At 69.3% G+C, this 13245-nt stretch carries 17 protein-coding genes; 10 read left to right on the top strand and 7 right to left on the bottom strand.

The annotated features are described in order from the left end of the window. The first annotated feature begins 14 nt into the window (after positions 1 to 14). The gene (locus tag VA596_RS15390) at positions 15 to 518 is read left to right on the top strand and encodes a flavin reductase family protein (protein ID WP_323327502.1); all 504 of its coding nucleotides are present in this window, start codon (positions 15 to 17) and stop codon (positions 516 to 518) included. A 123-nt stretch (positions 519 to 641) separates the two neighbouring features. Here VA596_RS15390 and VA596_RS15385 read toward each other — a convergent pair whose 3' ends face one another. The 3 genes from VA596_RS15385 to VA596_RS15375 form a co-directional block, all read right to left on the bottom strand. Further along, entirely contained in the window at positions 642 to 1577 is a 936-nt protein-coding gene (locus tag VA596_RS15385; RefSeq protein WP_323327500.1) for a LysR family transcriptional regulator, read from the bottom strand. A gap of 516 nt (positions 1578 to 2093) precedes the next feature. Next, positions 2094 to 2414, bottom strand: coding sequence for an AzlD domain-containing protein (locus VA596_RS15380; RefSeq protein ID WP_323327498.1), 321 nt, complete (start codon positions 2412 to 2414; stop codon positions 2094 to 2096). Further along, positions 2411 to 3085: an AzlC family ABC transporter permease gene (locus VA596_RS15375; RefSeq protein WP_323327496.1), complete on the bottom strand. Its 675-nt coding sequence runs from the start codon at positions 3083 to 3085 to the stop codon at positions 2411 to 2413. The genes VA596_RS15380 and VA596_RS15375 overlap by 4 nt, the downstream gene beginning before the upstream one ends. 167 nt (positions 3086 to 3252) lie before the next feature. Between VA596_RS15375 and VA596_RS15370 the strand changes: the two genes are divergently transcribed. The 5 genes from VA596_RS15370 (at position 3253) to VA596_RS15350 (ending at position 6599) form a co-directional block, all read left to right on the top strand. Beyond that, entirely contained in the window at positions 3253 to 3810 is a 558-nt protein-coding gene (locus VA596_RS15370) for a CGNR zinc finger domain-containing protein (protein ID WP_323327494.1), read from the top strand. A gap of 457 nt (positions 3811 to 4267) precedes the next feature. Beyond that, positions 4268 to 4738, top strand: a complete 471-nt coding sequence (locus tag VA596_RS15365) for a hypothetical protein (RefSeq protein WP_323327493.1) — start codon at positions 4268 to 4270, stop codon at positions 4736 to 4738. An 85-nt stretch (positions 4739 to 4823) separates the two neighbouring features. After that, positions 4824 to 5264, top strand: a complete 441-nt coding sequence (locus VA596_RS15360) for a peptidase inhibitor family I36 protein (protein ID WP_323327491.1) — start codon at positions 4824 to 4826, stop codon at positions 5262 to 5264. Positions 5265 to 5274: 10 nt separating this feature from the next. Continuing rightward, complete coding sequence (locus VA596_RS15355) at positions 5275 to 6150, top strand: hypothetical protein (RefSeq protein ID WP_323327490.1); 876 nt, start codon at positions 5275 to 5277, stop codon at positions 6148 to 6150. 137 nt (positions 6151 to 6287) lie between these two features. Then, the gene (locus VA596_RS15350; protein WP_323327488.1) at positions 6288 to 6599 is read left to right on the top strand and encodes a DUF6355 family natural product biosynthesis protein; all 312 of its coding nucleotides are present in this window, start codon (positions 6288 to 6290) and stop codon (positions 6597 to 6599) included. A 62-nt stretch (positions 6600 to 6661) separates the two neighbouring features. Here VA596_RS15350 and VA596_RS15345 read toward each other — a convergent pair whose 3' ends face one another. Next, complete coding sequence (locus tag VA596_RS15345; protein ID WP_323327487.1) at positions 6662 to 7780, bottom strand: zinc-binding alcohol dehydrogenase family protein; 1119 nt, start codon at positions 7778 to 7780, stop codon at positions 6662 to 6664. A 94-nt stretch (positions 7781 to 7874) separates the two neighbouring features. Between VA596_RS15345 and VA596_RS15340 the strand changes: the two genes are divergently transcribed. Both VA596_RS15340 and VA596_RS15335 read left to right on the top strand, forming a co-directional pair. Next, positions 7875 to 8468 (top strand): TetR/AcrR family transcriptional regulator, encoded by a 594-nt coding sequence (locus VA596_RS15340; protein ID WP_323327485.1) that lies wholly within the window; start codon positions 7875 to 7877, stop codon positions 8466 to 8468. A gap of 251 nt (positions 8469 to 8719) precedes the next feature. Beyond that, positions 8720 to 9127, top strand: coding sequence for a histone-like nucleoid-structuring protein Lsr2 (locus VA596_RS15335; RefSeq protein WP_323327483.1), 408 nt, complete (start codon positions 8720 to 8722; stop codon positions 9125 to 9127). A gap of 229 nt (positions 9128 to 9356) precedes the next feature. On the opposite strand, the gene VA596_RS15330 is transcribed toward VA596_RS15335, so the two are convergent. Then, entirely contained in the window at positions 9357 to 9995 is a 639-nt protein-coding gene (locus tag VA596_RS15330) for an SDR family NAD(P)-dependent oxidoreductase (RefSeq protein ID WP_323327482.1), read from the bottom strand. A 546-nt stretch (positions 9996 to 10541) separates the two neighbouring features. Further along, a complete protein-coding gene (locus VA596_RS15325; RefSeq protein ID WP_323327481.1) occupies positions 10542 to 10937 on the bottom strand; it encodes an ester cyclase in 396 nt (131 codons plus the stop codon). A 153-nt stretch (positions 10938 to 11090) separates the two neighbouring features. Here VA596_RS15325 and VA596_RS15320 point away from each other — a divergent pair, with 153 nt between their 5' ends. Beyond that, positions 11091 to 11414 (top strand): hypothetical protein, encoded by a 324-nt coding sequence (locus VA596_RS15320; RefSeq protein ID WP_323327479.1) that lies wholly within the window; start codon positions 11091 to 11093, stop codon positions 11412 to 11414. A gap of 10 nt (positions 11415 to 11424) precedes the next feature. On the opposite strand, the gene VA596_RS15315 is transcribed toward VA596_RS15320, so the two are convergent. Continuing rightward, a complete protein-coding gene (locus VA596_RS15315; RefSeq protein ID WP_323327477.1) occupies positions 11425 to 12024 on the bottom strand; it encodes a TetR/AcrR family transcriptional regulator in 600 nt (199 codons plus the stop codon). Between the two features lie 68 nt (positions 12025 to 12092). Between VA596_RS15315 and VA596_RS15310 the strand changes: the two genes are divergently transcribed. Next, a complete protein-coding gene (locus tag VA596_RS15310) occupies positions 12093 to 13244 on the top strand; it encodes an epoxide hydrolase family protein (protein ID WP_323327475.1) in 1152 nt (383 codons plus the stop codon). Position 13245 lies beyond the last annotated feature (1 nt).

Genomic DNA, 13245 nt, shown 5'->3' with positions numbered 1-13245 from the left:
GGGAAGGGACGATCATGGGAAACGTTTCGCTGCACGAGGCACCCGAACTGGTGCCCACGGAAGGGTTCTGCCAAGCGATCGCGAAGCTGCCGACGGGGGTCACGGTGCTCACCACCGTCGACGACGGCTCGCCGGTCGGCTGCACGGCCAACGCGGTCATGTCGCTGTCGGCCGACACCCCGAGCGTCCTCGTGTCGCTGGGCAGCCGCAGCCGCACCCTCGACGCGATCCTCGGCACCGGGTCCTTCGCCGTCAACACGCTGTCCTGGGCCCAGCGGGCGCTGACCCGCAAGTTCGCCACGGGCAGCCCGGCCGAGCGGTTCGCCGGGGTGCCGTGGCGGCCCGAGCGCCGCGTCCCGGTGCTGTCCGCGGCGGGCATGGCGATGGTCTGCGAGGTGGGCGACACCGCGACCCTGCTGGACCACACGGTGGTCGTCGGCAAGGTGACCTGGCTGCGGGACACGAACGCGGTCCCGACCGTGTTGTACGGCCGGGAGCAGTACCCGCTCGGAGCCTGAGCCCCGAAGCGCCCGGCCCGGCGGTCCGCCGGGCCGGGCTTTTCGGCTTTTCGTTGTGGCACAGCACAACGCCCGGTCCGCGAGGCGGACCGGGCGTATCGGTAACGGCGCGAGAGCCGTGGCTCAGAACGCGGACCGGTGGGCCGGCTGCGGTCCCGCGTCCGCGACCTGTTCGGCGGTCGCGCGGGCCGCGGCGTCGAGCAGGACCGAGAAGCGGGGATCGGTGCGGATCTCGCGGTGCCAGGCGACCTGCGTGAAGACCTGGAACGGCGCGGTCCACGGCACCTCGACCAGCCGGCCCTCGGCCAGTTCGCGGGCGACGCTGAGCCGGGGCAGCAGCGAGATGCCGAGCCCGGCGGTCAGCGCGTGCTTGACCGCGTCGATCGAGCCGAAGGTCAGCGCGCGGATCCGGGTGTCGCAGGCGTCGCCCAGCGTCCGCTCGAACAGGCGCTGGTAGCCACTTCCCCGGTGCGCGCACAGCAAAGGCTGCTTCGCGAGCCGCGCGGTCGGCACCGGCTCCGGGCCGATCGGCCCGTCCCGGCCGGCGACCACCACGAGGGGTTCGGGGCACAGCAACGTCGACTCGGCCTTCGACGAGGACTCGCAGACGTCGATGAAGAAGGCGCAGTCGACGTCGGAGTCCCCGATCCGGCTCCAGGGATCGTCCTCCAGCGGCCGGATCTCCAGCGCGAGCTCGGGGTGGCGCCGGTACAGGTACTCGACGATCGGCACCAGCCGGTAGGACGTCAGCCCGCTGTCGGCACCGACGGTGAGCGCGCCACCGGGAGCGGTGGCCTCGAGCACGGTCTCCTCCGCCAGCTGGCTCAGCTTCACGATCTTGTGGGCGTAGCGCCGGAACCGCTGGCCGGCGGTGGTGAGGCGGATGAGCGCGCCGGTGCGGTTGAACAGGTCGCAGGCGAGGTCGCGCTCCAGCTTCTTGATCCGGGCGGTGACCGTCGGCTGGGCCACCCTCAGGTCGCTGGCGGCCTTGGTGAAGCTCGACTGCTCGGCCACGCTGAGGAAGGTGGTGAGGGAAGCGGTGTCCACGGCTGCGTTCACCACCCGTCCTGGCCGGTGTTCCCTTCACTGGGCGGGGTGGATTTTCGCGGTACGGCCTCCGCGCGCACGCCGTGCTGCCGGTAAACGATGTCCGAGAAGGTCCGCCGGCAGGCTCTCCGGCGGGCCGCTTTCCCGCGATGGTGGCACTCGGTCCCGTACACGAACCCTCCCAGCGGCCGGCTACTCGCGGCCGGCCCGATACCTTGCACGACGACGCTTTCCCGGTTCTTCGGTTCTGGCTCGCGGTGTGAACCATTTCGAACGGTGTGCCGGATCAGCTCAATTTCCACCCGAAAGGGTGGTAACTCCTGAATACCACCGGCCATGATCGGCAAACTGCTCCCATCGGGCGAGCAGGCAGGGTTTCCGTTCTCACCCAACGTATCCGACGCGCCGGTGTTCCTCACTCCAAGGGACCAGAGTCGCCCCGTCATCCGATTCAGCCTCTCCACGGGAGCTGCGCTCTTTCGAATCTTCGGCTATTTCCACTGGCGATTTCCGGTGCCCGGCGAGGAATCAGCCGAGCACCAGGCGCAGTAAGGCGGTCACGACCGCGGCGCCGACCATCGCGGTCAGGATGGACCGCTTTCCTGCCAGCAGCGCGACCCCGGCGGCGACCCCCGCGAGCGCGGTGAGCGTCCGCGTCGAGGACACCACGCCCGAGGCCGGCCACAGCAGGGTGACCACCAGCCCGGCGATGAGGGCCGGCGTCGCGCAGGTCAGCGCGTTGCGCAGCCACGTTGGCAGTTCCCGGCCGCCCGCCGCCAGCGGGACGGCCACGCGCAACGTGAGCGCCGTGGCGCCGAGCGCCAGCACGATCCACCACTGGTACGTCATCGCCGCACCCCCAGAATCGCGCCCGTGACGGCACCGGCGGCACCGGCCACGAGCACCGGAACGCCCGGGGGCGCCCAGAAGACCAGCGCGGCCGCGGCCACGACACCGAGCACGGCCAGGCCCCACGCACGCGCGTCCTTCAGGTGCGGGCGCAGCAGGCCGAGGAAGAACACCGGGTAGGCGGCGTCCAGCCCCAGCCGTCCCGGGTCGCCGATGGCGTCGCCGAGGACGGCACCCAACGCGGTCCCGAAGGTCCAGCCGCACAGGCACAGCCCGCCGGCCACCCGCAGGGTGCGCAGGTCGTAGTGCCCGTCTCCGCGGTGGGCGATCGCCCAGGACCCGTCGGTGACGAGCAGCGCCGTCCCGGCCCGCGACCAGGCGGACCCGGTCAGCGCCGGGGCGATCGTGGTGCCCATCAGCAGGTAACGCGCGTTGAGCGCGGCCGCGGCACCGACGACGGCCCAGACCGAGCCGTGCTGGGCGATGACCGCGACGGCGCCGTACTGCGCGCTGCCGGAGAACACCAGCAGCGACATGGCCACCGGGGCCAGCACGCCCATCCCGACCGAGGCCGCGAGCGCACCGAACGCCATGCCGTCGGCCAGATCGGCCGCGGCCACCGGCAGTACCGGCCGCAGGACCGCGGGCCGTTCAGCGGTGGTTCCGGTCACGATGTCCACCTCCTCCGGGGCTCGACCACCTAGACGTTACCAACAAAGCGCTCTGCTGGTAACCCAGCCGACCAGCAATACCCGACTTATCTTTTGCTAAACGGGATTTCACCCAGGCGCCGAAGAAAGTGGTGACCAACAGTCACCTGTGCTGGTAACCTGCGAAGATGACTCCGCGTCCGGCAGCACCGCCTCCGCTAGCCGTGCTCCAGCACCTGGTGAACACGCGCGAGCTGCTGGAGAACCACGACGACCTCACCGCCCCGGCCGGCCTGGTCGCGTGGGCGGAGGCGGAAGGCCTGCCGTGCCCGCCCCGGCCGACCCAGGCGGACCTGACCCGCGTACGCAGGTTCCGGGAGGCGCTGCGGCAACTGCTGCACCGCGGCGAGGGCGCGCCGGCGGCAGCGGCCGAGCTGAACGGCGAACTGGCCCGCACCGGCACCCGCCCGCTCCTGCACGCCGGCCCCCCGGGCACGGAGTTCACCGGCGACGCCACCACCCCTTTGGACGTGGCCATCACCAGGGTGCTCGCCACGCTGATCACCGCCAGCCTGGACGGTTCCCTGTCCCGCCTGAAGATCTGCGGCGCCGAGGACTGCCTGTGGGCCTACTACGACCGCTCCCCCAACGCGGCGAGCCGCTGGTGCGAAACCTCAGTCTGCGGCGCCCGCCACAAGATGCGCGCCTACCGAGCCCGCCAGGCCGCGGCCGCCCAGCCGAGCTGACCTGCCCAGGCGCTGGACGGCCCTCCCCGGTCGAACCAAGCCATCAGCCACACCAGCGGACTCGGGATCCGCGGCCGTGAAACCGAGGTCGAGAACGCCTCCGGCGGCGCGCGGCGTCCGCCTCCTCCACGGCACACGTCGCCGGCGCAGGCCGATGTGAGGGCGCGTTCCCGGTGTCGCCACCCGTGCCGCCGGTCGCGGTGCCTGCGACCTTGCCCGAAACGCTGCCGGCGCCGCCCTGGTTGTGACGATCCACCGTTGGCCGCCCATCTCGAGTTCCCACCGATGGTGCCGCTGGGGTGACCCGGTCGCTCCGGGATCCGCAGCCGGACGAGCCGGCGTCTCGCGCAGCCGAACGGGTGATCCAGCGGCAGCCGGCTCAACCGGGCGCCGATGCCGCGCGAGTCCCTCCGGTGAGCACCGGAACCGACCGGCGCTCGACGAGAGGGGAACCACCGTGACGTTCGCACGAAGGGCCGCCGCGGGCCTGACCACCATCGCCACCGCCGGTCTCGGGCTGAGCCTTGCGGCCGCCGGCCCGGCCGCGGCCGCCGAGACCGGCTCCTGGCACGCCTACGGCAACACGAACCCGATCACCTCCAGCGCCAGCACGTGGCACTGCGCCGGTTCCAAGGCGGTCACCACCAGCGTGGTCGCGCAGGTTTGCGCGATCAGGGCGCCGGGCGGAGGCTCCGTGCAGGGGGCGGTGATCGTGCGCAACAACCGCGCCGGCCTCTACTCCTTGTCGGCGGCGATGGACCTGTACAGCTCGTCCGGCACCAAGCTGGGCATCTGGACGTGCGCGTCGTCCGGGGTCGCGGCGAACTCGTGGTCGGTGTGCTTCGGGCGCACCCTCCCCCACGGCGGCGCCGTGGACTCGGTGGGACGGGCGGGCGACGTCGATCTCGGCGAGTCACCGCTGGTGTGAACCCGCGCCCGCCGAATCCTGCCGAGTTCCGGTCAATAGAACACCGAAGCACCCGAGCCAACGGGTAAAAGCAAGAGGGGGAACCATGAGAACAGCAGCAATCGTGACCGCGGCCGTCGCTGCGGCGGCCTTCGGGATCGTCGCGGCCGGTCCCGCGCAGGCCACGTGCCGGGCCCAGTACGCGTGCATGTACTCCAACTCCAACCTGGGCGGCCACAAGTACGAGAACTTCAACAGCCAGCCCAACTGGGGCAGCTTGCGTTACGGGGACGCCAACATCCCGCTGTGGGCGGGCGACGGTACCTACGACAACGTCAGTTCGATGGAGAACAAGGACACCAACTCCCCGATCGCCGTCTACTACAACTCGCAGTACCGGGGGTCGTGCTTCACGATCCGGTCGAGCGGCACGGTGCGGAACTTCGCCGACGTCGAGCTCTCCGGCGACAACCACGACGGCTGGGCGGCCAATGACGTGATGAACTCCCACCACTTCAACATCGCCTGCGGCACCTACTACGGGTGAGGGGCCAGCGGTGAAGGCGAAGCTGATCACTCTCGCGGTCGTCGTGGTGGCACTCGGCGGGGGCATCGCCCTGGCGTCGGCGAGCAGCGAACCCGGATCCGGGCCGCCGGCCATCGGCGTGGTGCGGGCGGTCCGGTCGGGTACGGACATCGTGCTGCCGTTCGACGCCTACCGGCACACCCCGGCCGAGATCAACGTGATCGAGCGCGCCACCGCCGTGCTGGCACGGGACTGCCTGAACCGGTTCGGCCTTCACTGGGCACCGCCGACGGTCGACGCGGTGGACACCTCGCGGCCGACGGCGGCCGGGAGGTACGGGATCGTGGACGCCGCCGAGGTCGCCCGGCTCGGTTACCACGCAGCGGAGCCACCGGACCGCCCGTCGCAGCCGCAACCCCCGCTCGACGTGCTGATGGTCTACACCGGAAAAGGCGCGTCGGACGTGGGCGGGCAGCCGGTGCCCGAGGGTGGCTGCCTGGGCGAGGCACGCCGCCGGCTGGAAGAGGGCCTGCCGGCCGCGATGCCGGGCGAGCGGTTCGCCGAGCTCGACCGGGAGCTGTACCTCACCGCGCAGGCCGACGAGCGGGTGCAGCGGGCCATGACCGGATGGCGCGAGTGCATGGCCGAGTCGGGTCTGCGGTACGCGGACGTGTGGGCGGCCAACGACGACGTCCGGTGGAGTGCTCCCGAGCCGACGCCGGAGGAGATCGCGACGGCGAAAGCCGACCTGGCGTGCCGGACGAGGAGCGGTCTGGCCGGGACGTGGCTCGCCGTCGAGACGGCCTACCAGCAGCGAGTCATCAGCGAGCGCAGAAAGGAGTTCGATGCGCTGGCGACGGCGCTACACGCGCGGCTTGCCCACGCCCGGCAGATAGTGAACCGCTAGCCCCGCAAGAGACCCTTCCGGGCCCGGCCGGTCAATACCCGGCCGGGTCCGGGATGCTCAGCGCCATCGCCACCCGGGTAGGCGGGACTCCGCGGCTGCCACCAGAAATCCGAACGGTCATCGACGGAGGAAGCGAAATGAAGTCGACAAGAGCACGAGCGCGTTCTGCCGTGGCGGGGGCGATCGCTGCGTTCCTCGCCGTTTTCGCGATCGGCGCGGCAGGGACGGCGAAGTCCCAAGCGGAGCAGTGCGGTTTCTGGGAAGGAGGCCCCTCGGCGTTCTACACCCACTGCACTTCCGACGGATCGCACATCCAGATCCGCGTCGAGCGGGAGAACGGTCTCCCCGGATACAACGACTGCGCCTACCCGGGCCGTAACTACATCGGCTTCGCTTCACAGATCAAGTTTGCCTGGTACACCGGGCGGTCGTGCCCCAGCGGCAGCTGAGTAGCACAAGGCCGGTCGGCCGCCGCTGGTTACACCGACCCGGTCGCCGACCTCGGCAAGCGTCAAGACAGCGTGACGACGACCTTCTCCGCCGAGACGCCCTTCAGCTGGATGTCCATGGCGTGCTGGAGGTCGTGGATGCCGTGCCCGGCGACCAGCGGCTTCGGCACGGCGGCGTACCGGCCTTCGGCGAGGGCGCTGGGCAGGAAATCGCGGTAGATGGCCGTGCTGACTTCGTTGGTCTTCAACGTCGTGCCGAAGATGTACTTCGTGGCGACCCTCCGGAACCTCGACCGGATCTGCAATGCCACGTTCGAAGTGATCAGCCTGAAGATCAGCCGTGGAACCTCGAGTCGCCCGTGCTCGTGGGCGAGGCCCGCGAAGGAGACCGCCGGGCTGGCGATCGACACGAAGCGGCGGCCGGTGCACGAACCGGCGATGCGCACGCACGCGGCCGCAGAAGTAGTGCCGACGGCGAGCGCGCCCGCAAGCTCGCGGCCTTGGAGGGCCGTGATTATGTCGGGCACCACGCTGGGGCTGTTGTAGTCGAAGACCTCGGCGGCCCCGAGCGAGGTGACGTAGTCGAAGTTGCGCGGTGACGCGGTGGCGATCACCCAGTAGCCCGCGGCGGCTGCCAGCTGGACGGCGTTGCTGCCGACACTGGTCGACCCGCCCCACACCAGGACGGTCTCGTCGACGGGCTCGGCGTTCGCCGACGGGTGGCGCAGGCCCAGTTGATCGGTTTGGAACAGCCCGCACGCCGCGGTCGAGACGGCCAGTGGGAGCACGGCGGCCTCGTCGGCGGAGAGCGCGTCCGGGATCGGGCAGGCCAGCCGCTCCAGGACGACGCTGTAGAGCTGGAAGGCACCTTCGGCGGCGTTGTTGACGTCTTTGTCGGTGCCGACCGCGTGCGCGAGCACCCGGTCGCCCACCCGGAAGCGGGTGACGTTCTCGCCCACCTCGACGACTTCGCCGGCAACGTCCGAGCCCAGCACGGTCGGGTAGCGAAGCCAGCGGTAGGCCAGATTGCCCGCGGCCTGGATGATCCAGTCGAGCGGGTTGATGGCGACAGCCTGGTTGCGGACGACGATCTGGCCGGTCCCCGGCGAAGGGTAGGCCGCGGGGCCCACTTCGAGCCGGGCGTGCCTGCCGGTGATCCAGGCGGCGGTGTTCGTGGTCATACGACCAGCTCCTAGGTCAGTGATTGCATCAAGTGCAATGCCCACTGTGGCACACCATTTCACCAAGTGCAATCACTGGGGTACACTGACCGGCATGGGACGGTGGGAACCGAACGCGCGGGAGCGGCTGCAGCACGCGGCGATGACCCTGTTCCTCGAGCGTGACTACGCCGAGGTGACGGTGGCCGAGATCGCCGAACGGGCTGGCGTCACCAAGCGCACGTTCTTCAACCACTTCACCGACAAGCGGGAAGTCCTTTTCGCCGGCGCGCAGGCCTTTGAGGACGGTGTCGTGCGGCACCTGGCCGAGACCGACGACGAACTCGAGGCCATCGAAGCGGCCGTCACCGCCCTGACCCGCGCCGGCGCGGACCTGCTCTCGAACTACGTCGAGTACGCCCGCCTCCGGCGCACGGTGATCGCCGCCTCACCGGAGTTGCACGAACGCGATCTGATCAAGATGAGCGCTCTCGCCACGGCCATCACGGAGGGGCTGGCCGCCCGTCGCGAACCCGGCAGGACGGCAGCGTTCGCCGCGCAGACGGCGGTCATCGTGTTCACCGCCGCCTACGACGACTGGGCCGAAGACACCACAGCGGACTTCGGCGCCCTGATGCGGCGATCGCTGGAAAGCCTGCGCAAGGCGGTTCATCCCTTGTCGGCCACCGCCGCCGGCGACCAGGCCTGAAACCGCTTCCAGGTTCTCGAGCGACAGGCTCGCGCGTGCAACTTGCAGATTCGTGTTACCACCTGGCGCCTTTTCCGGTTTCACCGTGGCTTCTCCTCCCGCAGATCCGATTCATCTCAGACACGCGGACCGGAGACTCATTTGATGCGAGCTGCAAGCCGGAAGGGAATATTTCCCCGGCGAGACCGATGTGTATACACTTCGGAGAGGAGAGCCTTACATACTGGTATATACCGCATCGAGGAGCAGGAATGGCCCAGAAGGTCCTCGTCGAGATGCTCGACGACATCGACGGAACCCCCGCCGCGCACACCATCCCGTTTTCCCTCGACGGCGTCACCTACGAAATCGACCTTTCCGAGGACAACGCGGCATCCCTGCGCGACAACCTCGCCCGCTACGTCAGCGCCGGCCGCCGCACCGGCGGGCGCAAGGTCCGCGTCGCGACCGGCCAGTCGACCACGAACGCGTCCGACCGCGAACGCAACCAGCAGATCCGCGCGTGGGCCAACGCCAACGGCTACGAGGTGTCCGAACGAGGACGTCTCTCGTCCGAGGTGATCATCGCGTTCGACGCCGCCCAGGCACCAGAAGCCGAGCCCGCCAAGGCGGCCCGCAAGCGCGCACCCCGCAAGAAGGTCGCTGCCGCCCGGAAGTGACGGCGGTGGCGGAAGACGTTTCACCTTCAGCGCGCCACCATTTCGGGCGACCATTTCCGGTTCGTCATCTTCGACGTCTTCGATGACACCACCTACGCCGAGGTCGGCACCGGATCCGCGGTGTCAGCTTTGCCGCTCCAGCCAATCCCAGAGCGCTTCTTCGCGGCCGGTGTCAACGGACGACGTCTCGAGGATGGTGTGCCTTCGAGGATCGGGATGATCCATTTCATCAGGAACGGCAACGGGCCGCCCGCTTCCTGGGCCAATCCGGTGCCGGTGACGAGGCTCGGGTTGTAGGCGAGGATGTCGATCCCGTCGGGCAGGCGACGGGCCCATTCGTGGACGAGGTAGATCGCTGCGAGCTTGCTCGTGGTGTAGGCGCGGAGGCCGCCGGAGCCGGTCCTTTCCAGCGGGGTGCGGGCATCGTGCCGCCGGTGTGCCGGAGGTCGCCGAAATGAGCGTCGCTGACGGTCACGACGATGCGCGCGGGAGCCCGCAGATGGGGCTGGAGCCGTCGGAGCAGCAGGTGGGTGGCCAGGACGTTCACGGCGAAGGTCAGTTCGTACCCGTCGTCGCTGGTGCGCAGGGCACTCGAGAGATGCACGCCGGCGTTGCAGACGATGCCGGCCAGCGCAGGCAGCTCGCCCGCGTCCAGGAGGTCCTCGATCTCCGCGGCCGCGATGCGGATGCCGGCCTTGTTGGCGAGGTCCACGCCGATGGCCGAGACGTGCGGAGAGCCCGTTCGCAGGACCGGCAGGGCTCGAGCTGCCAAGGACTCGCGTCCGAGGAGCACGAGGTGGGTTTCGAGACTGCGCCGAAGGAGGTCCTTCGCCGCTTCAAGGCCGATCCCCCGGGTGGCGCCGGTCATGACGATGGTCCGGGTTGCTGCGGTGCTGATCCTGCAGGCGAGAAGCGGTTCGGTGCCCCGTCATGAACCTGCAGGAGGCCGGATGTTCGAGGAAGACCCGCTCGAGCCTGGTATCGGCAGGGCTACGCAGCGCGGCATAAGTCGCACATGACCGAAGGCATAATGAATCGAATGGGCAGCAGCGAACGGCCGGAGTTCGGCGAATACCTGCGCCGCCGCCGCGCGGCGATGACCCCGCCACAGCCGCCAGGCAGCGCGCGAACGTCACAGCGGCTGGTCCCGGGGCTGCGACGTCAAGACCTGGCGCACGTCGCGCTGGCACGAGCGTTCGAGCTGTCGTCCGCCGAACGAGATCACTTGTTCCGACTCGGCGGCGAGTCACCACCCGGGCCCGAGTCGCCGGAGGCGGTGATCCGCCCTGGACTGCACCGCCCGGTTTCTTGTGGACAGGCGGGCGAGATCTTGCGGAATGCCCCGCCTGGGGAACTTGCCCAGCTGCGCGGTGCCGGCCCGGAGATGGGTCAGGGCGCGGCGAGCCAGGCCGGCTCAGCTACCTTGGAGCTGCTCCCGGACCGCGTCCAGGTCGATCATCGACCAGATCTCCGCGATCCTGCCGTCTCGATACCGGTAGAAGACGTGCTCCGCGAACGAAATCGGCCGGCCGGACGGCTCGATGCCGCGAAACGGCGCAGCCGGTGTGCAGTCGAAGCGGATGCGGCACGCCACCCGGTCGTCCTGGACCACGAGCTGCTCGATCGCGTAGTACAGATCCGGGATCTCCACCGCGTCACGACGCAGCATGCCCTGGAACTCGGCCATGGCGAATGACCGGCCGTTGTGCACCACGGGGTCGTGCGCGAACTCCGGCAGGTCGCCGTAGCGTCGTTCGTTCAGGCACGTGAGGTACCCGCGATAGCGCGTTTCGAAGTCGGTCGGGCTCATGAAACGGCCTTTCGCGGTGTTGCCTTCACGTCAACGGAAGAATGGCACACGGTCACGAACCACGCAGCCCCGGAGCCGCACGGTGTGGTCATCGAGCACGAGCCGCAAAAAATGCGTCAGCGATCAACACGTTCCCCTTGCTAGCTTCTGGACGTGAACCTGACCGACCTCAGCAGCCGCTTCCGTGACGCAGCACAGCGTCGACGCGCGCAAGCCGTGATCGAGGAACGGCTCGCGAACGACCGGGAACCGGATGAATGCCGATACCTCATGAGGTTCATGTGGCAGCTGGCCATGACCTACCGAGAGGTGTCTCCACGCGAACTGCAGGCACACGTGAACGCGGACAAGCTGGAAGCCGTCGAAGCGCTGATCGAGGCAGCCAGGTGTTCACCCGACCGGATTGACGCGTGGATCCTCGCGACGGAGCAATCCTTCCCTGTCATCCACGACCGGGGCTATGAAGCAGGCCTGTAACTCCCCCGGCTCAGGGCTGCTCGCCCGCGAGAGCGATCGCGCGCTTCTCCGGCACCCCCAGCATCAGCAGGCTCGTGATCGTCGCCGCTCGGGCGCCGCGGGTTCCGTTCGACAGGTCGCTGTCCGCGATCGCGAACACGACGCCGTAGGCCAGCTGGCTCAGCATGCCCGCCGGCAGGTGCCGTGCGAACACGTCGCTGTCCTGGCCCCGTTTCACCTGGTCGGCGAGGAGCTCGTCGACCGGTCCGAGCAGGCCGTGGATCGCCTCGCCGTATTCGCCGCGGCGCAGCGCCAGCAGGACTCGGTACCGGTGCGCCACCGGCCAGACTCGGGCGATGAACTCGACCCACATCGCGTCCGCTTCCGTGCCGGAGGCGTCGACGTCGGTGAGCACCGCCGTCATCTCGGCGACGGCGCGTTGCATCAGCGTCCGGACCAGGTCGAGGCGCGACGGGAAATGGCCGTAGACCGTGCGGCGGACGACGCCGGCCGCGGCGGCGATGTCGCCCATTCCGGCGTCGGGGTTCTCGCCCAGCAGGTCGAGGGCGACGTCGAGGATGCGATCGCGCGTCTCGTTCATCGAGCGCGCACGGGAGGACTCGGCAGGCACGGCAGCATCATTGCACATCGGTGTGCAATGAAGTACGTTGCACATCAGTGTGCAACGAAAGGAAGCCGATGACCACAGCGACGCCGCTCGTCCGCCCGTTCACCGTCTCGATCCCGGATGCGGAGATCGACGACCTGAAGCAGCGGCTGGCCCGAACTCGATGGCCCGACCCGGAAACGGTGGGCGACTGGTCCCAAGGGGTCCGCGTGGAGAACGCCCGATCCCTGGTCGGCTACTGGAAGGACGGCTACGACTGGCGGCGCTTCGAGTCCGGGCTCAACCGGTTCCCCCAGTTCCTGACCGAGATCGACGGGCTGGACATCCACTTCATCCACGTCAGGTCCCCGCATCCCCACGCGATGCCGCTGATCCTCACGCACGGCTGGCCGGGCTCGATCGTCGAGTTCCTGAAGCTGATCGGCCCGCTGACCGATCCGGTTTCGTACGGCGGAGACGCCGCCGACGCGTTCGACGTCGTCGTCCCGTCACTCCCCGGGTTCGGGTTCTCCCAGAAGCCCAGGGAAACCGGGTGGACCGTCGAGCGCATCGCCGGCGCGTGGGCGGAGCTGATGAAGCGTCTCGACTACTCGCAATGGGCCGCGCAGGGCGGTGATTGGGGTGCCGTCGTGACCACCGCCCTCGGGGCCATGCAGCCCGAAGGGCTTCTCGGAATCCACCTGAACACCCAGTACGCTTTTCCCGCCCGGATACCCGACACCCTGTCGCCCGAACAGCGCCACGCCGTCGAGACCCTCGCCCTCTACACCGGCGAGCTCGGCGGGTCGAACCACCTTCAGGGCACGAAGCCGGAGACCGTCGGGTTCGCCCTGGCGGACTCCCCCGCCGGCCAGGCCGCCTGGATCTACGAGAAGTTCCAGTCCAAGACCGACAACCAGGGGCTCGCCGAAGACGTCCTCGGCAGGGACGACATCCTCGACGCGATCTCCCTCTACTGGTTCACCAACAGCGCGGCGTCGTCCGCCCGCATCTACTGGGAGAACCGGTCGGGCACGCTCGCCGGCCCGAAGCTGACGCTCCCGGTCGCGGTGACGGTCTTCCCGGGTGACATCCCGCTCCTTCCGCGAAGCTGGATCGAAGACACCTACAGCACCCTGATCCACTACGGCGAAGCCGGCAAGGGCGGGCACTTCGCGGCCCTGGAACAGCCCGAGATCCTGGTCGGCGAAATCCGCGCCGGCCTGCGCAGCCTGCGTTCCTGAC

The sequence above is a fragment of the Amycolatopsis heterodermiae genome (assembly GCF_034929455.1).
GTDB classification, from domain to species: domain Bacteria; phylum Actinomycetota; class Actinomycetes; order Mycobacteriales; family Pseudonocardiaceae; genus Amycolatopsis; species Amycolatopsis heterodermiae.
The sequence above is the reverse complement of the archived record's forward strand: the minus strand, read 5'-3'. Positions and strand labels throughout refer to the sequence as shown.